At 61.8% G+C, this 19,935-nt stretch carries 17 protein-coding genes, 1 pseudogene and 1 riboswitch; of the genes and pseudogenes, 11 read left to right on the top strand and 7 right to left on the bottom strand.

What is annotated here, in order from left to right:
* The first annotated feature begins 114 nt into the window (after nucleotides 1–114).
* Both ligB and GST84_24175 read left to right on the top strand, forming a co-directional pair.
* Entirely contained in the window at nucleotides 115–1,815 is a 1,701-nt protein-coding gene (gene ligB, locus GST84_24170) for an NAD-dependent DNA ligase LigB (protein ID XGB15270.1), read from the top strand.
* Between the two features lie 132 nt (nucleotides 1,816–1,947).
* Complete coding sequence (locus tag GST84_24175) at nucleotides 1,948–2,340, top strand: DUF1090 family protein (GenBank protein XGB15271.1); 393 nt, start codon at nucleotides 1,948–1,950, stop codon at nucleotides 2,338–2,340.
* A gap of 124 nt (nucleotides 2,341–2,464) precedes the next feature.
* Here GST84_24175 and GST84_24180 read toward each other — a convergent pair whose 3' ends face one another.
* Nucleotides 2,465–2,923, bottom strand: coding sequence for a cytochrome c (locus GST84_24180; protein ID XGB15272.1), 459 nt, complete (start codon nucleotides 2,921–2,923; stop codon nucleotides 2,465–2,467).
* Nucleotides 2,924–3,042: 119 nt separating this feature from the next.
* Here GST84_24180 and GST84_24185 point away from each other — a divergent pair, with 119 nt between their 5' ends.
* Entirely contained in the window at nucleotides 3,043–4,194 is a 1,152-nt protein-coding gene (locus GST84_24185) for a transglycosylase (protein XGB15273.1), read from the top strand.
* Nucleotides 4,195–4,304: 110 nt separating this feature from the next.
* On the opposite strand, the gene GST84_24190 is transcribed toward GST84_24185, so the two are convergent.
* Both GST84_24190 and GST84_24195 read right to left on the bottom strand, forming a co-directional pair.
* Nucleotides 4,305–4,691, bottom strand: a complete 387-nt coding sequence (locus GST84_24190) for a hypothetical protein (protein XGB15274.1) — start codon at nucleotides 4,689–4,691, stop codon at nucleotides 4,305–4,307.
* Between the two features lie 28 nt (nucleotides 4,692–4,719).
* A complete protein-coding gene (locus GST84_24195; protein XGB15275.1) occupies nucleotides 4,720–5,553 on the bottom strand; it encodes an EamA family transporter in 834 nt (277 codons plus the stop codon).
* 282 nt (nucleotides 5,554–5,835) lie between these two features.
* Here GST84_24195 and GST84_24200 point away from each other — a divergent pair, with 282 nt between their 5' ends.
* Nucleotides 5,836–7,071: a sodium:proton antiporter gene (locus tag GST84_24200; GenBank protein ID XGB15276.1), complete on the top strand. Its 1,236-nt coding sequence runs from the start codon at nucleotides 5,836–5,838 to the stop codon at nucleotides 7,069–7,071.
* Between the two features lie 111 nt (nucleotides 7,072–7,182).
* Here the strand turns inward: GST84_24200 and GST84_24205 are convergent, their stop codons facing one another.
* Nucleotides 7,183–7,584 carry an acyl-CoA thioesterase gene (locus GST84_24205; GenBank protein ID XGB15277.1) on the bottom strand — a complete coding sequence of 134 codons (402 nt, stop codon included), beginning with the start codon at nucleotides 7,582–7,584 and terminating at the stop codon, nucleotides 7,183–7,185.
* Between the two features lie 178 nt (nucleotides 7,585–7,762).
* A riboswitch (S-adenosyl-L-homocysteine riboswitch) is annotated at nucleotides 7,763–7,859 on the top strand.
* Nucleotides 7,860–7,879: 20 nt separating this feature from the next.
* Here GST84_24205 and GST84_24210 point away from each other — a divergent pair.
* From GST84_24210 to GST84_24230, 5 genes are all read left to right on the top strand, one after another.
* A complete protein-coding gene (locus tag GST84_24210) occupies nucleotides 7,880–9,289 on the top strand; it encodes an adenosylhomocysteinase (protein XGB15278.1) in 1,410 nt (469 codons plus the stop codon).
* 165 nt (nucleotides 9,290–9,454) lie between these two features.
* The gene (metF, locus tag GST84_24215) at nucleotides 9,455–10,300 is read left to right on the top strand and encodes a methylenetetrahydrofolate reductase [NAD(P)H] (protein ID XGB15279.1); all 846 of its coding nucleotides are present in this window, start codon (nucleotides 9,455–9,457) and stop codon (nucleotides 10,298–10,300) included.
* A gap of 93 nt (nucleotides 10,301–10,393) precedes the next feature.
* Nucleotides 10,394–11,470: a hypothetical protein gene (locus GST84_24220; protein XGB15280.1), complete on the top strand. Its 1,077-nt coding sequence runs from the start codon at nucleotides 10,394–10,396 to the stop codon at nucleotides 11,468–11,470.
* A gap of 169 nt (nucleotides 11,471–11,639) precedes the next feature.
* The gene (locus GST84_24225; GenBank protein XGB15281.1) at nucleotides 11,640–12,428 is read left to right on the top strand and encodes a transporter substrate-binding domain-containing protein; all 789 of its coding nucleotides are present in this window, start codon (nucleotides 11,640–11,642) and stop codon (nucleotides 12,426–12,428) included.
* A gap of 218 nt (nucleotides 12,429–12,646) precedes the next feature.
* The gene (locus GST84_24230) at nucleotides 12,647–14,539 is read left to right on the top strand and encodes a DEAD/DEAH box helicase (protein ID XGB15282.1); all 1,893 of its coding nucleotides are present in this window, start codon (nucleotides 12,647–12,649) and stop codon (nucleotides 14,537–14,539) included.
* Between the two features lie 140 nt (nucleotides 14,540–14,679).
* Here the strand turns inward: GST84_24230 and GST84_24235 are convergent, their stop codons facing one another.
* The 3 genes and pseudogenes from GST84_24235 to GST84_24245 form a co-directional block, all read right to left on the bottom strand.
* Complete coding sequence (locus GST84_24235; protein ID XGB15283.1) at nucleotides 14,680–15,258, bottom strand: YceI family protein; 579 nt, start codon at nucleotides 15,256–15,258, stop codon at nucleotides 14,680–14,682.
* Nucleotides 15,259–15,290: 32 nt separating this feature from the next.
* A complete protein-coding gene (locus tag GST84_24240) occupies nucleotides 15,291–15,842 on the bottom strand; it encodes a cytochrome b (GenBank protein ID XGB15284.1) in 552 nt (183 codons plus the stop codon).
* A 229-nt stretch (nucleotides 15,843–16,071) separates the two neighbouring features.
* A pseudogene (locus GST84_24245) lies at nucleotides 16,072–17,682 on the bottom strand (FAD-dependent oxidoreductase).
* A gap of 208 nt (nucleotides 17,683–17,890) precedes the next feature.
* Between GST84_24245 and GST84_24250 the strand changes: the two are divergent.
* Entirely contained in the window at nucleotides 17,891–18,382 is a 492-nt protein-coding gene (locus tag GST84_24250; protein XGB15831.1) for a hypothetical protein, read from the top strand.
* Nucleotides 18,383–18,461: 79 nt separating this feature from the next.
* A complete protein-coding gene (locus GST84_24255; GenBank protein ID XGB15285.1) occupies nucleotides 18,462–19,868 on the top strand; it encodes an adenosylmethionine--8-amino-7-oxononanoate transaminase in 1,407 nt (468 codons plus the stop codon).
* Nucleotides 19,869–19,935 lie beyond the last annotated feature (67 nt).

The raw sequence follows: 19,935 nt of genomic DNA on the forward strand, positions 1-19,935 counted from the left end.
CAGCCCGGGATTGAAGACGAGCACCTGCGAAATATCACCTGACAACTGCACACACCAACCGCCCCGCTACCCGCCTACGCTAAGCGCTTCCACGCCATGCAAGGATGCCAGGCCATGCAGTATCTGCTGTTATTCGCACTGCTATTTGCGCTGAACGCCCCACCGACCAGGGCTGCCTCATGCCCACACTGGTCCCCGCAACAGGCCAAGGCCGAAGTTGCGCAACTGCGCGCCACGCTTGCCCGATGGGACGAGCACTACCATCGCCAAGGCATAGCCCTGGTGGCCGACGAACTGTACGACCAGAGCCGCGAGCGCCTGAATCACCTGCAGCAGTGCTTCGCAGTTGGCACCAGCCCCTCCCCCCTGGCCAGTGCTCGCGGCCCCGTCCCCCACCCCGTGCCGCATACCGGCGTTGACAAGCTGGCAGACCGCCAGGCCGTGGCGCGATGGATGGCCGGCAAGACCGGCGTGTGGGTACAGCCCAAGGTCGACGGTGTTGCGGTTTCCCTCACTTACCAGCAGGGCCGATTGGTACAGCTGACCAGCCGGGGGGACGGTGTACATGGCCATGACTGGAGCCGACACATTGCACAACTCGGTGCTGTCACTCGGCAGTTGCCTGAAGCGGTCGACCTGCACTTGCAAGGTGAGCTGTATCTGCGCCTGGACGAACATGTGCAAGCCAAGGCAGGCAGCGCCAACGCCCGGGGTACCGTGGCAGGGCTGCTCGCACGCAAGCAACTGACCGGTACGCAAGGCAACGCTATCGGCCTGTTCGTGTGGGGCTGGCCGCACGGCCCCGAGCAACAGGCCGATCGCCTCACCCAGCTGGCACAACTGGGGTTCCCGGACAGCCAGCGCTACAGCATCGCCATCGACACGCTGGAGGACGCAGCACACTGGCGTGAACACTGGTACCGCTCTGCTCTGCCCTTCGCCACCGACGGTGTGATCCTGCGCCAGGGCCACCGGCCGCCGGCCGAGCGCTGGCAGGCCAAGGCACCTTACTGGATCGCGGCCTGGAAGTACCCTTATGCACAAGCCTTGGCTGAAGTACGCGACGTGCGCTTTCGGGTCGGCCGCACTGGCAGGGTCACGCCCGTTCTGCAAGTGCAACCCGTTACCCTCGATGACCGGCGCATTACCCAAGTCAGCCTTGGGTCACTGGCGCGCTGGCAAAGCTTGGATATTCGGCCCGGCGATCAGGTCGCCATCAGCCTCGCCGGGCTGACCATTCCGCGGCTCGATCACGTCGTGCACCGCACTGTAGAGCGCCAACCGATAACCGCGCCAGCACCCGACCAGCATCACGCCCACAGCTGCTGGCAGGCCAGCGAGGGCTGTGATGAGCAGTTCATTGCCCGCCTCACCTGGCTTGGCGGCAAACAGGGCTTGGCCTTGCCGCGCACCGGGCCCGGCACATGGCGTCGGCTGGTCGAAGCGGGCCTGGTAACGTCCATGACCGATTGGCTGCAGCTCGATGCCGAGCGCCTGCAGCAGGCCCCCGGAATCAGCAGACTCACTGCAACACAGTTGCTGGGCAGTTTCGACCAAGCCCGCTCACGCCCGTTCGATCAGTGGTTGCGCGCCCTTGGCGTGCCCATTGGCAAGCATTTGCCACTGACTGGCAACTGGCAAGAGCTGGCTTCACGCAGTGCCGGGCAATGGCAAACCGTGCCCGGCATCGGCGCAAAACGCTCGCGCCAACTTGTGGAGTTCTTCACCGCCGCTGAGGTGCAAGCCATTGCCGCACAGCTGGCAGAAACCGGCATAGAAGGGTTCCTGCCCCCACCCCAGCGCATTGAGCAATGATTTTTTACCAAATAATGCGTAGGAAAAACCTGAGACTCAGGCAGAAAACTTCACCAAGGGTTTCTAAATGGGCAAAACCAAGGCAGGATTTCCACCAACTTTTGCTGCCCCGCCCCGTTCAAGAGGCTTTTCATGAAACGTATTTCGACTCTTTTCCTGCTCGCAACACTGGGTCTGGCTGCGGGCAGCGTGCAAGCTGCCCAGCCGGACCCGGGCCTGACCGGTTGCGCTGCCAAGCGTAGCGCTATCGAGAACCAGCTGAAAATTGCCCGTGACCACGGCAACAGCGACCAGGTTGCAGGGCTGGAAGAAGCCCTGCGCGGTGTGGACAACTGCACCGACGCCAGCCTGCGCAAAGAGCGTGAGCAGAAGGTGCTCGATGCGCGTCATGAAGTGGCGCAGCGGGAAAAGGACTTGAAGAAGGCCGAGAAAAAAGGCGACGCCGAGAAGATCAACAAGCGCAAGGACAAGCTGGCCGAGTCGCGTAAAGAGCTGCAGGAAGCAGTCGACGACCTCGACCGCTAAACAGACGCGGTGATTGTAGGAGCGGGCTTGCCCGCGAAGAGTGCGACGCGGGGCATGCACCGGCTTCGCCAATGTTCGCGGGCAAGCCCGCTCCTACAAGGGCCAATGTGGCCTGCACAGTCATTCAATGATTACGAAATTCGCTATGACAGGCCTTGCACGCAGCCTCGACCTTGTCCATCGGTGCCTTCAGTTGCGCAGCATCCAGTGGCTGATTGCGGGTGACATCAACCAGTTCGCCGGTGACGCCTTCAAGCTGCCGGGCCAGGTCATGGAACCGCGCCTGGCGCTCCCACACTTCGGCGCGGGCGGCACTGTCACCACCATCGCGCACCTGTGGAAAATGCTGCCACGGCTGATGCGACAGGCTGTCCAACTTCAGCGCACCGTCAGCAAACTTCACCCCGTCAAACGGCAACCGGCCACGCAGCATGCCGCCCAGATCTTCGCTGGTCTTGAGCATGTCCTTGAAGATCACCTTGCGTTTGCCCAGCGGCGAGTTCGGGTCAACCCGGTCACAACCAGTCAAAGCCCCTCCCAGGGCAAGTGCTGCCAGCAGAACAACGGTCAATCGCTTCAACATCACGCTCACTTCGGCCTACGCAAATGGGCGGCCAGTATCGCTGCCCCTGGGCCAAACACCAATAGCCACATAAAAGACAGGGGCGAACCTTCATGTTCGCTCATGACAGGAATGCACACATGAAATCTGCCCTGCGCCACCTGGCCTGGACACTGCCGGTGCTGGCTTTACTGGCCGGCTGCAACGGCGGCGAGAGCGCCAAGCCCGAGCCCCACGCTGTCGCCACCTATGCCCCGGCCACTTGGAAAGACTTGCCGGCCGTCAGCGATGAAGACCTGCTGGCCGGCTTTTATGCCTGGCGCAACGGCTGCGAAAAGCTCAAGCGCGACCCGGTGTGGGCAGCCACCTGCGAAGCGGCCGGCAGCGCCACAGCCAGCGCCGCCCAAGTGCGTACCTTCCTTGAGCAGAACCTGCAGGTGTACGGCCTGCGCTCTGCAGAGAACAATGCCAACGGCCTGATTACCGGCTACTACGAGCCGGTCTACCCGGGCAGCCTGAGCCCCTCGGCAACCAACCATGTGGCGGTTTACGGCATCCCTGATGACATGATCGTGGTCGACCTGGCCAGTGTGTACCCCGAACTGAAGGGCAAACGCCTGCGCGGCCGTCTTGACGGTCGAGTGCTCAAGCCCTACGACACGGCCGAAGTCATCAACCGTAACGGCGTCAAGGCACCGGTGCTGGCCTGGCTGACCGATCCGATGGACCTGCAATTCCTGCAGATCCAGGGTTCTGGCCGGGTGCAACTGGAAGACGGCCGTCAACTGCGCCTGGGCTACGCCGACCAGAACGGCCACCCCTACCGGCCGATCGGCCGCTGGCTGGTGGAACAGGGCCAACTGAAAAAAGAAGACGTGAGCATGGGCGCCATTCATGCCTGGGCCCAGGCCAACCCGCAGCGCGTACCAGAACTGCTGGCGAGCAACCCCAGCTACGTATTCTTCAGCACCCGCCCGGACAGCAACGAAGGCCCGCGCGGCTCGCTGAACGTGCCACTTACCGCCGGCTACAGCGTGGCCATCGACCGCAAGGTGATTCCATTGGGCAGCTTGTTGTGGCTGTCTACCACACGCCCGGACGGCTCCCCGGTGGTACGACCGGTTGGCGCGCAGGACACTGGCGGGGCGATTACCGGCGAAGTGCGTGCCGACCTGTTCTGGGGCACCGGGCCGGAAGCCGGCGAGCTGGCGGGGAACATGAAGCAGCAGGGGCAGATCTGGATGCTCTGGCCTAAAGGCCAGCCGCTACCTGAGGTACCTAAGGTACCTTGATCGGCGGTGGATTCTTCGCGGGCTTGCCCGCTCCCACAGGTACACCACAGCCCTTGAATACTGTGGTGTACCTGTGGGAGCGGGCAAGCCCGCGAAGAAGGCCACTCGGTTCAGATGGAAACTACGAAGAACGACACGATCAACGCCAAGCCGGCAAGCCACATCAGCGATCGCAAGGCAGCCCAGTCGGCCAGGTAGCAGATGATGTAAAGCAAGCGGCTGGTGATATACATCACCCCCAGTACGTCCTGGGTCACCTGCTCTGCATTGCCGACGATATCCGCCACAAGCACCGCCGCAGCAAATGCCGGAAACGCTTCGTAGCCATTCTGCTGCGCAGCATGGGCACGCCGTGGCAGGCCCGACAAGGTATCGAGGAAGGCTCGCGGATCGTGATTGTCCTTGAGGCCGAAGCGGCCACTGCTCGCCTTGGCGACCAAGGCACAAAGCGGGTTCAACAGCAACGCAATCAGGATGCACCACAGGGCAACAGTCATGGACAGGACTCCTTGTTCAGTCTTCAGGTCAAAGCTTCATTACCAACATGCCGGCCAACACCAGCCCGCAAGCTAGGAGTCTCGGCCCGCCAAAAGGTTCTTTGAGGTAGCGCATACCCAGCAGCACCACCAGGATCACGCTCAACTCCCGCAGTGCCGCCGCCTCGGCCACTGACCCCAGGTGCATGGCCCACAGCACCAGGGCATAGCTGAACAATACGCAGAACCCTACTGCCAACCCAAGGCGCCACTGGGTTCGCCAGAACAGAACGAATGGCGCCCGCCGCGCTACGCCCGCCAACAACGGAAATTGCCAGGCGCTGAGCAGGGTCAGCCACACCAGGTAATCCCACGGCTTGCCCCACAGGCGCACGGCCTGGCCGTCGAACCAGGTGTAGCAACCAATGCACAGGCCAATCAAGGCAACCACCGGCAACATCGACCAAGGCAGCCGGTCACCACCCCCGCCCTGCCACAACAGGCAGGCCATGCCACAGGGGATCAACAGGATACCGATGATCTGCTGCTGGCTCAGCGATTCCCCGGCAAAGGCCAGGGTCAGCCCCAGCACCACCAGCGGTGACAGCCCGCGCATCAGAGGATAGACCAGCCCCAGGTCGCCCACGCGGTAGGCCTGGATCAGCAGATAGCGGTACAACTGCTCAGCCAGTGCCGAGGCTACCAGCCAGGGCCAGACTTCAGCAGGCGGAACATCCACGAAGGGCACCGCCAGCACCGCGAAGGCCAGCGCTACCGTGTCCATGCTGGCAATTACCAGCAAGCGCTCGCCGCTGAATTTGATCAAGGTATTCCAGGTTGCATGCAGCAGGGCGGCAACCAGCACCAGAGATGTTGCCAACACGCCTTCTTGTCCTTATGGCTTTTCATGGCTGTGAATATATAGCGTTCAGGGGGGCTTTGTGGGAGCGGGCATGCCCGCGAAGAATGCAACTCGGTGTATGGCACCGGCTTTGCCGGTGTTCGCGGGCTCGCCCGCTCCCACAGGGTAACCAGTGCAGACTGTCACAGGAACGATTTGGACTAATTCGGTCAAACCCCGTGTCCCGAACCCCGTGCCAGGTCATCAAAGAACTGCCCGAGCCGTTCGGGTTGAGACTTGGAAGCCACTGTTACAGGATTCGGGATGCTTGAATTAGTTGCCGCGTTTATCTGCCTCACCACACTTCTGACCTATGTGAACTACCGTTTCATCGGCTTGCCCCCCGCTATCGGCGTGATGGTCACGGCGCTGCTGTTTTCCTTGTTGCTGCAGGGGCTGAGCCTTGTCGGCTTCCCTGGCCTGGAAGAACGCGTCGAAGGGCTGATGAACCAGATCGATTTCAACGACCTGCTCATGCACTGGATGCTGGCGTTCCTGCTGTTTGCCGGCGCCCTGCACGTCAACCTCAGTGATCTGCGCAGCTATCGCTGGCCCATTGGCCTGCTGGCTACCTTGGGCGTGCTGATCGCCACCGTGGTCATCGGCTACCTGTCGCATTGGGTGTTTGCCCTGTTCGGCTGGCAGGTGCCACTGATCTACTGCCTGTTGTTCGGTGCATTGATCTCACCGACCGACCCGATTGCCGTGCTCGGTGCGCTGCGTACTGCCAATGCGCCAAAACCGCTTAAAACCACCATCGTTGGCGAGTCACTGTTCAATGACGGCACGGCCGTCGTGGTATTCACCGTGTTGCTGGGCATCATCCGGCTGGGTGAAACACCGAGCATGACCGACACGGCAATCCTGTTCGCCCGCGAGGCCATTGGCGGTGTGGTGTTCGGTGGCCTGATCGGCTATGCCACCTACCGCATGATCAAGAGCGTCGAGCAGTACCAGGTGGAAGTCATGCTGACCCTGGCACTGGTAATCGGTGGCTCGGCGATGTGCTACGAGCTGCATGTGTCGGCGCCGATCGCCATGGTGGTGGCCGGCCTGATCATCGGCAACCTGGGGCGCAACCTGGCGATGAATGACATGACACGCCGTTACATGGACGGTTTTTGGGAGCTGATCGATGACATGCTCAATGCCCTGCTGTTCGCATTGATCGGTCTGGAGCTGTTGCTGCTGCCGTTCAACTGGATGCACCTGGCGGCTGGCGGCGTACTGGCACTGGCAGTGCTGCTGTCGCGCCTGCTGACCGTGGCCCCGGCGATCGTGCTGCTGCGGCGCTGGCGCCCGGTGCCCAAAGGCACGGTGCGGGTGCTGACCTGGGGAGGCCTGCGTGGCGGGGTGTCGGTGGCACTTGCGCTGTCGCTACCGCTGGGCGAGGAACGGGACCTGCTGCTGTCGATCACCTACATCGTGGTGTTGTCGTCGATTCTGGTGCAGGGGTTGAGCATTGGCCGGGTGGTGCGCAAGGTCAGCGCCCAGCCTTGAGAATGCCGGGGCCGCTTTGCGGCCCATTCGCGGGTAAACCCGCTCCTACAGGATCGCGTACCCCTGTAGGAGCGGGTTTACCCGCGAAGGGCCGGCAATGGCAACCAGGGTCTATTCGACTGCCGAATCCGGGAACTGGTCCTGCACATACTTGATCTCGGTGCGCCCATGGGCCGCCGGCTGGCCGTCTTCACCCAGGTTGACGAACACCATCTTGTCGACAGTCAGAATGCTCTTGCGGGTGATCTTGTTACGCACTTCGCACTTGAGGGTGATCGAGGTGCGGCCGAACGCGGTAGCGGTGATGCCCAGCTCGATGATATCGCCCTGACGCGAAGCACTGACGAAGTTGATTTCCGACATGTACTTGGTCACCACACGCTGGTTGCCCAGCTGGACGATGGCGTAGATCGCCGCCTCTTCATCGATCCAGCGCAGCAGGCTGCCACCGAACAGGGTGCCATTGGGGTTGAGGTCTTCGGGTTTAACCCACTTGCGGGTGTGAAAGTTCATCTGTACTCCTGACCTGCTTGGCTAACGTGTAGCAATGATGGCAGAGCGGCTGCCTTCGCTCCATTGAACATCGACTATCGTCGCGATTAATCGACGGAAAACCTTGGGCAAGCCGGCGGGGGCAGCTATAATCTGCGCCGTTTTACATGGTTGCCCACAGCGGTGCCATGCCCGCCACCTGTCCGAGGGGCGCTGCAGCAGGCTAGGCCTGTCAGGCTCGGATGGGGCGTTGCTCGCTCCCGCGAGCGCTTAACGCACAACGGCGCCCATTCGCACATTACGAATGGAGGCTCTCATGAGCGCTGCAAACATGCCTGCTGGTTTTACCGATTACAAAGTCGCCGACATCTCCCTGGCCGCCTGGGGCCGTCGCGAAACCATCATTGCCGAATCGGAAATGCCTGCGCTGATGGGCCTGCGTCGCAAGTACCTGGCCGAGCAACCGCTCAAGGGTGCGAAGATCCTGGGCTGCATCCACATGACCATCCAGACCGCCGTGCTGATCGAAACCCTGGTTGCCCTGGGTGCCGAAGTGCGCTGGTCGTCCTGCAACATCTTCTCGACTCAAGACCAGGCCGCTGCCTCGATCGCCGCCGCCGGTATCCCGGTGTTCGCCTGGAAAGGCGAAACCGAAGAAGAGTACGAGTGGTGCCTGGAGCAGACCATCCTGAAAGATGGCCAGCCATGGGACGCCAACATGATCCTCGACGACGGTGGTGACCTGACCGAACTGCTGCACAAGAAGTACCCGCAGGTACTGGACCGTGTGCACGGCGTAACCGAAGAGACCACCACCGGCGTCCACCGCCTGCTGGACATGCTGGCCAAGGGCGAGCTGAAAGTCCCGGCGATCAACGTCAACGACTCGGTCACCAAGAGCAAGAACGACAACAAGTACGGCTGCCGTCACAGCCTGAACGACGCCATCAAGCGTGGTACCGACCACCTGCTGTCGGGCAAGCAGGCCCTGGTGATCGGCTACGGTGACGTGGGCAAGGGCTCGGCCCAGTCCCTGCGTCAGGAAGGCATGATCGTCAAGGTCTCCGAAATTGACCCGATCTGCGCCATGCAGGCCTGCATGGACGGCTTCGAGCTGGTCTCGCCGTTCATCGACGGTATCAACGACGGCACCGAAGCCAGCATCGACAAGGCTCTGCTGGGCAAGATCGACCTGATCGTGACCACCACCGGTAACGTCAACGTCTGCGACGCCAACATGCTCAAGGCCCTGAAAAAGCGTGCCGTGGTCTGCAACATCGGCCACTTCGACAACGAGATCGACACCGCCTTCATGCGTAAGAACTGGGCCTGGGAAGAGGTCAAGCCGCAGGTTCACAAGATCCACCGTACCGGCGCTGGCAGCTTCGACCCGCAGAACGACGACTACCTGATCCTGCTGGCCGAAGGCCGCCTGGTCAACCTGGGCAACGCCACTGGCCACCCAAGCCGCATCATGGACGGTTCGTTCGCCAACCAGGTTCTGGCACAGATCTTCCTGTTCGAGCAGAAGTTCGCTGACCTGCCGGCAGAAAAGAAAGCCGAGCGCCTGACCGTTGAAGTGCTGCCGAAGAAACTCGACGAAGAAGTGGCCCTGGAAATGGTCCGCGGCTTCGGCGGCGTGGTCACCCAGCTGACCAAGCAGCAAGCCGACTACATCGGCGTGACCGTCGAAGGCCCGTTCAAGCCGCACGCCTACCGCTACTAAGCGGCAAGCCTTGAGCTGCACGCTGCAAGATGAGGCAGACAGTGCCATTGCCGCTTGCAGCTCAAGCACCAACGATGTTGAACGATGCCAAGCCAGGTCGGCCATCACCGATCTGGCTTTTACTTGCAGTTTGCCGCTTGAAGCTTGCTGCTTGAGGAACGCCTGATGTCACAAGAACGCCGTTACAGTTTCGAGTTCTTCCCGACCAAGACCGACGCCGGTCACGAAAAGCTGATGGGCGTCGCCCGCCAGCTGGCCACCTATAACCCAGACTTCTTCTCCTGCACCTACGGTGCCGGTGGTTCGACCCGCGACCGCACGCTCAATACCGTGCTGCAGCTGGAAAGCGAAGTGAAAATCCCTGCCGCGCCGCACCTGTCGTGCGTGGGCGACACCAAGGCAGAATTGCGCGCCCTGCTGGCCGAGTACAAGGCCGCCGGTATCAAACGCATCGTCGCTCTGCGTGGCGACCTGCCGTCGGGCATGGGCATGGCCAGTGGTGAACTGCGCTATGCCAGTGACCTGGTCGAGTTCATCCGCCAGGAAACCGCTGATCACTTCTATCTGGAAGTGGCTGCCTACCCGGAAATGCACCCGCAGGCGCGCAACTTCGAGGCCGATCTGGCCAACTTTGTGCACAAGGTCAAGGCCGGTGCCGACAGCGCCATTACCCAGTACTTCTTCAACGCCGACAGCTACTTCTACTTCGTCGAGCGGGCACAGAAGCTGGGTGTGGACATTCCGGTGGTGCCGGGCATCATGCCAATCACCAACTACAGCAAGCTGGCCCGCTTCTCCGATGCCTGTGGCGCCGAGATCCCGCGCTGGATCCGCAAGCAACTGGAAGCCTATGCCGACGACACCGCCAGCATCCAGGCCTTCGGCGAAGAAGTGATTACCCGCATGTGCGAACAGCTGTTGCAAGGCGGCGCGCCGGGCCTGCACTTCTATACCTTGAACCAGGCTGAACCGAGCCTGGCGATCTGGAACAACCTTAAGCTGCCGCGCTGAAATCTTTTGGCAAAGTCTGTTTAAGAAATGAATAAGGCTTTGGTCATAGACTAAAGCCTTATTCATTTTCGGGTTAAACAGGTCTCGCCTGCCATGCAGCACCACCAACCTTCGCGCCCACAGCTTGTATACCTGGCTTTTGGCCCGGCAACCTACCATCAGGAAGCCTGCTTCAGCATCGTCAGCGCCCTCGCCCAGTTGGGCAGCGCAGCCGGCGAGGCGATGGACATCCAGGTCTACACGGACACTGCAAAGCCCTACGCCAAGCTGCCCGTTACCGTACACCTGCTGGACGAGGCCACGCGCCAGGCATGGAACGCCCCGCACGGTTATCACTTTCGCAGCAAGCATGTGCTGTTGCGCCAGGTACTGCAGGAACACCCACTGGCAGTGCTGATCGATACAGACACCTTTTTCCGCACTTCGCCGCTGAATCTGTTCGCCCGTGTGGCGCCCAATCGCCTGCTGTGCAACGCCATCGGTGCGCGCTACGGCGCTGACCAGAAGTGCCTCTTGTACAAGAACCTGCTGGCCATTCTCGAGTCCAGGGGGCTGGCAGACTGTCAGATGCCGCTCGTCAATTCCGGCGTTATAGGCCTCACTGCCGAGGACTGCGGCACCCTCGACCGCTCCATCGCCATGATGGATGAGTTCTACCCCTTGGCTCGCGAGGCCTATACCCTTGAGGAGTTCTGCCTGGCCGTGGCGGCCTACCGCAACCTGGAGCTGGCCGAGTGTACCGATGTCATCCATCACTACTGGAGCCGCAAGGCGCAGTTCCGCGCCAAGATCCAGGCCTGGCTGCGCAAGCACGATCATGACCCACTCAGCCCCTCGGCCTTGGCCGATGTTGCGCAGGTCAACGACCAACTGCCGCGGCCACCAACCCTGCACCGCCTGGGTTACAAGGCGCTGAGCCTGACCCTGCCCAGCCACGAGCGCCAGTTCGCCCGCGAGTTGTTGTATGGCTGCTATCCCTACCCCAATGAGTTCGACCGCGCCTGCGCGTCCGCCTGGTGGGACAAGGCCCTGGAAAACCTCAACGACCGCCATGGCCACATGGAGCCCGAGCGGCTGCGTCAGTGCCTGCGCCATCCGGGGTTGCGGTTATCGCTGGGCGAGCGGCGCAAGGATATCGAGGCGCATCTGCTGCGAACCACTCAAGCCTGATGTGCCCGCAAAATTCATTGTCTTGCGCGGTTTTGTGGGAGCGGGCGTGCCCGCGAAGGGAGCGACCCGATAGTTGGCACCGGCTTTGCCGGTGTTCACGGGCACGCCCGCTCCCACATCGATCGTACATGCCTTTACCGTACACCGGCCGAGCGCGTAATCTCCGGCCATGCCACATATCGCCCGTCTGTTCTGGATCCTGCTGCTCGCCAGCCTGAGCCCGTTGGCTCTGGGCGAGCGACTGCGCCTGGTGACTGATGACTGGGCGCCCTACGTGTATCAGCATGAAGGCCAGCCACGCGGTATCGACTACGAGGTCACCACTCAGGTGTTCAAGCGCCTGGGGGTCGAGGTCGAGTTGCAGTTCCTGCCGTGGAAACGCTGTCTGGCAATGATCAAGCAAGGCTTGGCCGACGGCATCCTCGACATCTTCCAGATCGAGTCGCGCCAGCCTTACCTGGTCTATGCGCCCGAGCCCTTGTCGGAGGTCGAATTCGTCCTGTTCCAGGCTCAAGCACGCCGCCATGCCGTCACCCAGCTGAAAGACCTTTCCGGCCTTACCGTCGGCACATCGCCAGGCTATACCTATGGCGCCGCGTTCAGCGAGGCCTCTTACTTCAAGCGCGAAGCCGCACCTACCCTCGAAGCCAACTTTGGCAAGCTGATGCTGGGCCGTATCGACCTGGCGATCACCGACCGCAGGGTTGGGCACCACCTGCTTAACCAACTTGGCCTGCAGCGGCAAGTCGAGGAGTTGCCGCTGGTAATAAGCCATCAAACACAGTACCTGGGGTTAGTGCGCAAACCTGGCCGGGAAGCACTGGCACTGGCCTTTGCCGAAGAGCTGCAGCGGTTCAAGCAGGAGCCGGCCTATGCAGCGATCAGCAGCCGCTACACAAGCGACACCGGAAACATTCTCAACGCCGTTGAGCAGCAGGAAAGCAGCACAGCGCGATAGCTCTGTTATACTCGGGCCTTCCCGCCCGGCTCACGCCCGGACGCTCGGCCTCGCAACAGGCATCCCGATCGGCACCGACGCCTCTTCGCGTCCAGCCTCCGTTTCCCGGATGTGCAGTGAAAGCCCAGCTGGACCGGACGCGATCGCATCTCACCGATGCCCGTCGCGCCAGGCAGAACATCCCAACGGGCCCAGCCCACACGAGAACAGGATCGCCCATGTCCTTTGCTTCCCTCGGTCTCTCCGAGGCTCTTGTCCGCGCTATCGAGGCTGCGGGCTACACCCAGCCGACCCCCGTGCAACAGCGGGCAATTCCCGCCGTGTTGCAAGGCCGCGACCTGATGGTTGCCGCACAGACAGGGACGGGTAAAACCGGCGGCTTCGCCCTGCCGATTCTCGAGCGCCTGTTCCCGGCCGGCCATCCCGACAAATCGCAACGCCACGGCCCGCGCCAGCCTCGCGTTCTGGTCCTGACACCGACCCGCGAACTGGCAGCCCAGGTGCATGACAGTTTCAAGGTCTATGCCCGTGACCTGCCACTGGTCAGCGCCTGCATCTTTGGCGGCGTTGGCATGAACCCGCAGATTCAGGCCATTGCCAAAGGCGTTGATGTGCTGGTCGCCTGCCCAGGCCGCCTGCTCGACCTCGCCGGCCAAGGCAAGGTCGACCTGGCCCACGTGGAAATCCTGGTACTGGATGAAGCCGATCGCATGCTCGACATGGGCTTCATCCACGACGTCAAGAAGGTCCTCGCCCGCCTGCCGGCCAAGCGCCAGAACCTGCTCTTCTCGGCCACCTTCTCCAAGGACATCACCGACCTCGCCGACAAGCTCCTGCACAACCCGGAGCGCATTGAGGTCACCCCGCCGAACACCACCGTCGAGCGTATCGAGCAGCGGGTGTATCGCCTGCCAGCCAGCCACAAGCGTGCCCTGCTGGCGCACTTGATCACCCTGGGCGCCTGGGAACAGGTGCTGGTGTTCACCCGAACCAAGCATGGCGCCAACCGCCTGGCCGAGTACCTGGAAAAGCAAGGCCTGACCGCCGCCGCGATCCACGGCAACAAAAGCCAGAACGCCCGCACCAAGGCTTTGGCCGACTTCAAGGCCAACAGCGTGCGCGTACTGGTCGCCACCGACATTGCTGCCCGTGGCCTGGACATCGACCAGTTACCCCACGTTGTCAACTTCGAGCTGCCGAATGTCGAGGAAGACTACGTCCACCGCATTGGCCGTACCGGCCGTGCCGGTCGTTCGGGCGAAGCAATTTCCCTGGTCGCGCCAGATGAAGAGAAGCTGCTCAAGAGCATCGAACGGGTGACCAAGCAGCGCATCGCGGATGGCGACCTGATGGGCTTCGACGCCAGCCAGGTAGAAGCCGAGAAGCCCGAAGCACGCGAGCGCCCGCAGAACAACGGTCGCGGTGGCCGCAACCAGCAAGCCCGTGGCGAAGGTGGTAAAGACACCAACGGCGGCCGCAAGGACAAAGGCAAGGATAAAGGCAAAGCCAGGCAGCAAGCTGCGGCCAAGCCGGAAGACAAGGAAAGGAGCGGCGACAAGCAGCAGCAACCGCGCAAGCCGCGTGACAAGAAGCCACGCCAGCAGCAGGCCAGCAATAGCAGCGTGCCGAAGCCGCCGGCAGACCGCGACCCGGAAGAATTCCTGGACGACGAACTCGACAACTTCGGTAACCGCGCCGACTATGTCAGCCCGTACCAGGGCAAGAACCAGAGCCGCAACCGTCGCCCAGGTGGTGCTGGCCAAGGTCAGGGGCAAGGGAATGGCCAACGCAGCAACGCTGGCGGCCAGGGCCAAGCCCGCAATGGCGGCCAGCCACGCAGTGGTGGCGGTGCCGGCGGAGAAAAACGCCCGCCCCGCGCCAACAACGGTGGCGGTAGCCGTCGTGATGGCGGCGGTGGCCGTGGTCGCCCTGCGCGTGACGATGCTGCCCGGCAAGAGCCGGCCGTGCGCAACCCGCGTCAGCCGGAAAAACAGCCTGTGATCATTCGCAAGGAGTCCAAGCTGGACCGCTTCCCGACGCCTGAACAACTGGATGACCTGCCAAGCCGCCCACGCGGCGAGCGCCCGGCGCTGCTGACCCGCAAGGGCTGATAGAAATACCGAGGGGGCTGCTTCGCAGCCCTATCACGACATAAGGCCGCTCCTGTAGAGGATTTCTTGATCTCTGCAGGAGCGGCCTTATGTCGTGATAGGGCCGCAAAGCGGCCCCCTCGGTCTTCAGCTGGCAGAAATTACTTCTGCTTCACACCTTCAACACTGATATCCAGGTCCAGGGTCTGCGACGTAGCACCCGGGCCTTTGATGCCAAAATCGTTCAGGTTCAGCGTGGTGGTGGCATTGAAGCCAGCGCGCTCACCACCCCATGGGTCCTTGCCTTCACCGTTGAAGGTAGCCTTGAATGTCACCGGTTTGGTGACACCGTGCATGGTCAGGTCGCCAGTCACGTCAGCAGTCTTGTCGCCAGTCGACTTGACGCTGGTGGAGACGAACTTGGCGTCCGGGTACTTCTTCACATCGAGGAAGTCGGCGCTGGCGATGTGCTTGTCACGCTCGGCGTGGTTCGACCACAGGCTGGCGGTTTTCAAGTCGACACTAATCTTGCTGGCTTCAGGCTTGGCGCTGTCCCAGCTGAAGTTGCCGTCGAAATCCTTGAAGGTACCGTGGATGAAGCTGTAGCCCAGGTGGCTGATTTTCCAGTCAACGAACGCGTGCTGGCCTTCCTTGTCGATCTTGTACTCGGCAGCCATGGCCTGGCCAGCAGAGAGCAGAGCGGTACCGAGCGCCAGAGCGGCAAAAGTCTTTTTCAACATCCTGTTCCTTCCTGTGTAATTGAGGTTGAGAGTCAAGCTTTGCGGCCCAGCATGCGAGTCAGGGTCGCGTCACGGTCGATGAAATGGTGCTTGAGCGCGGCAAGGGCATGCAGCACGGCAAAAATCACCAGCCCCCAAGCCAGCCACAAATGAACCACACCCGCCACATCTGCCTGGTCGGGCAGGTCGCTGATCAATGCCGGCACTTCGAACAGGCCAAACACCGGAATGCCGACGCCGTCGGCAGTGGAAATCAGGTAACCGGCAACCATCACTGCAAACAGCCCAAAGTACAGGACAAGATGGCCCATCTTGGCCGCCAGGCGCGTGAGCGCACCATGATTGACCGGAGCCGGTGGTGGCGGGCTGATGAAACGCCATAGCATCCGCAGCAGCATCACCGCCAGCAGCACCAGGCCGATGCTCTTGTGCAGGTCCGGGCCGGCCTTGCGCCAAGGGCTGTAGTAATCGAGGCCGACCATCCACAGGCCCAGGCCGAACAGGCCGAAGACTGCCAGTGCCACGCCCCAGTGCAGGATGATGCTGACCACGCCGTAGCGAGAAGGTGAATTGCGCAGTTGCATGTTGCGTGTTTCCCCGTGAAAGCTGTGCACAGACTAACGCGAAACTTATCGAAGAAAAGCGGAAAAAATTGCTTCGGATTATCGAGTAATCCGATATTTATTCTGTTGGCTCACCATTAAGAAAACATTAACGATAGTCGGAGAGTGAGAGTTACAGTGCCGGCCCTCAGGCTGCCAACAGGCCGGCACTGTCGATCAATCAGCCAGCCTTGGCCTGGGTATTGGATGCAGCCTTCACCTCGGGCGTGTCCGCTCCACCAAACAAGCGCTTGAAGAAGCCAGGCTTGTCCTGCTTGGCTTCCTCGGACGGCTTCGGCTCAGCTTTGACCGGCGCCTTGTCAGCCTTGTCGCCCTTGTCGGACGAACCGCCGAACATATTGGAGAAGAACCCTCCTTTGCTCTCCTTGGCGGCCGCCGCACCTGCCGTCGCAGCAACCGGCGCAACCTTGGCCGGGTCGAACGACTTGCCGGCCAACAGGTCCTGAACCTGGCCGGCCGCACGCTGGCCACTGCGCAAGGCGCCTTCCAAGGTGCCGGGGTACAGGGCATCAGTGTGCTCACCGGCAAAGGTAATGCGTTGCACCGGGCGTTCCCAAAGGCGCCAGTATTTGCTGATCTGCCCCGGGCCGTAGGCCAGGTAGGCACCACCAGTGCCCACATCAGCACTGTATCGCTTGACCTCGTAACCGGTGAAAGCACCACGGGCCTGTGGGTAGAACGCATGCAGACGGATCAGCACCTGGTCGACCATCTGCTTGTCACCAAAGGCCTGCAGCAGGCGAGCGTTGTCGCCGGACAGGTTGATCACCACGTTGGCACCACCCTTGAGCGCCGGCTCGACCCACAGCATGCCGAGGCCGGCGTTACTGAAGATTTCGCCCGACATGCGTGCACGGCTTTCCCATACGGGTTTCTTGAACTTGAGCATGATCTGGTCGCGCCAACCGTAGTTGGTGCCCTTGAGCGCCGCCAGATGTTGGCTGTCCAGGCCAGGGGTCATCTGGATCCTGGCCAGCGCGCGCAAAGGCACGGCCATGACCAGATAATCTGCCTTGTAACCGACGCTGCCGACTTTTACCGTGACCCCATCCTTGTCCTGGACAATGGCGGTAACCGGCGATCTGGTCTTGATGGTTTTCAGCTGCTTGACGAAAGCCTGGGCCAGCACCGGGCTGCCACCGGGCAGCCGCGCGGCGCGCAGGTCGCGGTCGCTGACGCCGCGGTACACGCGGTTCTGCTGGGCGAAGTACAGCAGCGACAGGCGCGACGGCTCATCGTAACGGGTGCGGATCTGCTGATTGATCAACTGACGTGCGGTGGCCGGCAGTTGCAGCTTGTTCAGCCAGGTAGAGACGTTGATCTGGTCCAGGGCGAACAGCGTGCTGGTTGCCTGCGGGTTCAGCGGGTCATCAATCGAGCGGGCCAGGTCATCGAGGGTTTTCTCGTAACGCTTGAGCGCCTCGGCAGTGGCCGGTTGCTTGGTGGCCAGGTCGCTGGCACTGAAGTACTCACCGTCGATCAGGTAACCGGGGGTACGCACAAACTCCGGCGCCGGCAGTGTTTCAAGCTTGAAACGGTTGAGGTACTGGTTAAGCACCGGCTGTGCCTTGGCGTTGCCGATCCACTCGCTGGTGGCCAGGCCCGAACGCCCACCCATGCCCGCCTTGGCCTCCAGCAGGGTCACCTGCCAACCTTTGTTCTGCAGCTCGTAGGCTGCAGTCAGGCCTGCCAGGCCCCCCCCCACGACAATTGCCGTGGGCGTCTTGTCTTTTGCCAGCGCAGCGCCGCTGGACACACCAATCAATACCAACGCGCACAGACGCACCCAAGCAGCAGCCATGTCGGCGGACTCCGAGTCAGGGGTTACAGAAACGGGGAGAGGCAGGAATGCCCCAAGAAGATGCGTTAAGAATACGTCAGGTCCGACCACCCTGCCAGCGCAGTGACATCAAGTCCTTTTGGCAACTGACATTTTTGCCAGTAGCCATGTCACAGGGTGGTAGGCGAAGCTGGCGAAGATGGCCAAACGCCCGCCAGGGGGGGTGCGCATGATCTTCGAGGAGCGTTTCAACCAAGTGGAGCGGCAGCTTCTGTTACACAGGCAGACACTTCGCACAGCCTCAGGCCTGAGCTTCCACTCCAGCAGCACGTCCTGGATCGGCTTTCACGAAGCCTTCAAGGGCGAGGACGGTACCGAGCTGGTGATTGGTGAACACAGCGAAATTTCGATTGCGTTCGCTCAAGAGGTCGACTCCCTGCGGCTGGAATACTACGTAGTCAGCGACTTTCTAGGCGAAGACCTGCACATGTTGTTCGATGCCGAGAACATCGACTATGACCTGGTTGCGCCATCCCCTCGCATTTTCTACTGGCTCACCCTCGAAGGTAGCGGCTTCCGGGACTCTCGCCCGGGCCCGATAGCTACGCACCCCTACTACCAGGTGATTGACGGCCCCTTTCGGCGCCTGACCATCTCCACCTCGCACGCGGGCACCGTGCATATCCGCAAGCTGGAATGGACCGGCACCCACCGCCATTGAACGGCAGCGGTTGTCCTGCCCTGCGGCATTGCTTAGGCTTACGCGGTCGAATCACGCCGCAAAGCCAGGAGAAGTGCCCATGGGCCTCAATGATCAGTGGATGCAACGCGACCTCAAGGTCCTGTGGCACCCCTGTACCCAGATGAAAGACCACGAGCAGCTGCCGCTGATTCCGATCAAGCGCGGCGAAGGCGTGTGGCTGGAAGACTTCGAGGGCAAACGCTACCTGGATGCGGTGAGCAGCTGGTGGGTCAACGTGTTCGGCCATGCCAACCCGCGCATCAACCAACGCATCAAGGACCAGGTCGACCAGCTCGAACACGTGATCCTGGCCGGCTTCAGTCATCAGCCCGTGATCGAGCTGTCCGAGCGCCTGGTCGCCATGACCCCGGCCGGTCTCGACCGGGTGTTCTATGCCGACAATGGCTCGTCATGCATCGAAGTGGCGCTGAAGATGAGCTTCCACTACTGGCAGAACATCGGCAAACCGGACAAGAAGCGCTTCGTCACCCTGACCAACAGCTACCACGGCGAAACCATTGCCGCCATGTCGGTGGGTGATGTGCCGCTGTTCACCGAAACCTACAAGGCGTTGCTGCTCGACACTCTCAAGGTGCCCAGCCCTGACTGCTACCTGCGCCCCGAGGGCATGAGCTGGGAGGAGCACTCGCGCAACATGTTCCAGGCCATGGAGCAGACCCTGGCCGAACACCACACCTCGATCAGCGCCGTGATCGTCGAGCCGCTGATACAGGGTGCCGGTGGCATGCGCATGTACCACCCGGTGTACCTCAAGCTGTTGCGCGAGGCCTGCGACCGCTACGACGTGCACCTGATCCACGACGAGATCGCCGTGGGTTTTGGCCGCACCGGCACGATGTTCGCCTGCGAGCAAGCCGGCATCCGCCCGGATTTCCTGTGCCTGTCCAAGGCCCTGACCGGTGGCTACCTGCCGCTGGCCGCCTGCCTGACCACCGACAAGGTGTACCAGGCGTTCTACGACGATTACCCGACACTGCGCGCATTCCTGCACTCGCACAGCTACACCGGCAACCCGCTGGCTTGCGCTGCGGCGCTGGCGACCCTGGATATCTTCGAACAGGACAATGTGATCGAGGCCAACAAGGCCCTGGCCACGCGCATGGCCACAGCCACTGCACATTTGGCCGACCATGCTCATGTTGCCGAAATTCGCCAGACCGGCATGGCCCTGGCCATCGAAATGGTTCAGGACAAGGCAGGCAAGGTTGCCTATCCCTGGCAGCAGCGGCGTGGCCTGAAGGTGTTCGAGCACGCCCTGACCCGCGGCGCCCTGCTGCGACCGCTGGGCAGCGTGGTGTACTTCCTGCCGCCGTATGTGATCACCCCCGAGCAGATCGACTTCCTCGCTGAGGTGGCCAGCGAAGGCATCGACATCGCCACCCGCGACAGCATCAGTGTCGCAGTGCCGGCCAACTTCCACCCCGACTTCCGCGACCCGGGCTAGGCCTGGCAATTCGCCACATCACTTTTCCTGTGGGAGCGGGCGAGCCCGCGAACAAAGGCGAAGCCCT

The sequence above is a fragment of the Pseudomonas putida genome (assembly GCA_041879295.1).
Lineage (GTDB): Bacteria > Pseudomonadota > Gammaproteobacteria > Pseudomonadales > Pseudomonadaceae > Aquipseudomonas > Aquipseudomonas putida_Y.

Bases quoted from the DNA above. Each gene is read 5' to 3' on its own strand.
- ligB (XGB15270.1), top strand. From the start codon at position 115: ATGCAGTATCTGCTGTTATTCGCACTGCTATTTGCGCTGAACGCCCCA.
- GST84_24175 (XGB15271.1), top strand. From the start codon at position 1,948: ATGAAACGTATTTCGACTCTTTTCCTGCTCGCAACACTGGGTCTGGCT.
- GST84_24180 (XGB15272.1), bottom strand. From the start codon at position 2,923: ATGTTGAAGCGATTGACCGTTGTTCTGCTGGCAGCACTTGCCCTGGGA.
- GST84_24185 (XGB15273.1), top strand. From the start codon at position 3,043: ATGAAATCTGCCCTGCGCCACCTGGCCTGGACACTGCCGGTGCTGGCT.
- GST84_24190 (XGB15274.1), bottom strand. From the start codon at position 4,691: ATGACTGTTGCCCTGTGGTGCATCCTGATTGCGTTGCTGTTGAACCCG.
- GST84_24200 (XGB15276.1), top strand. From the start codon at position 5,836: ATGCTTGAATTAGTTGCCGCGTTTATCTGCCTCACCACACTTCTGACC.
- GST84_24205 (XGB15277.1), bottom strand. From the start codon at position 7,584: ATGAACTTTCACACCCGCAAGTGGGTTAAACCCGAAGACCTCAACCCC.
- GST84_24210 (XGB15278.1), top strand. From the start codon at position 7,880: ATGAGCGCTGCAAACATGCCTGCTGGTTTTACCGATTACAAAGTCGCC.
- metF (XGB15279.1), top strand. From the start codon at position 9,455: ATGTCACAAGAACGCCGTTACAGTTTCGAGTTCTTCCCGACCAAGACC.
- GST84_24220 (XGB15280.1), top strand. From the start codon at position 10,394: ATGCAGCACCACCAACCTTCGCGCCCACAGCTTGTATACCTGGCTTTT.
- GST84_24225 (XGB15281.1), top strand. From the start codon at position 11,640: ATGCCACATATCGCCCGTCTGTTCTGGATCCTGCTGCTCGCCAGCCTG.
- GST84_24230 (XGB15282.1), top strand. From the start codon at position 12,647: ATGTCCTTTGCTTCCCTCGGTCTCTCCGAGGCTCTTGTCCGCGCTATC.
- GST84_24235 (XGB15283.1), bottom strand. From the start codon at position 15,258: ATGTTGAAAAAGACTTTTGCCGCTCTGGCGCTCGGTACCGCTCTGCTC.
- GST84_24240 (XGB15284.1), bottom strand. From the start codon at position 15,842: ATGCAACTGCGCAATTCACCTTCTCGCTACGGCGTGGTCAGCATCATC.
- GST84_24250 (XGB15831.1), top strand. From the start codon at position 17,891: ATGATCTTCGAGGAGCGTTTCAACCAAGTGGAGCGGCAGCTTCTGTTA.
- GST84_24255 (XGB15285.1), top strand. From the start codon at position 18,462: ATGGGCCTCAATGATCAGTGGATGCAACGCGACCTCAAGGTCCTGTGG.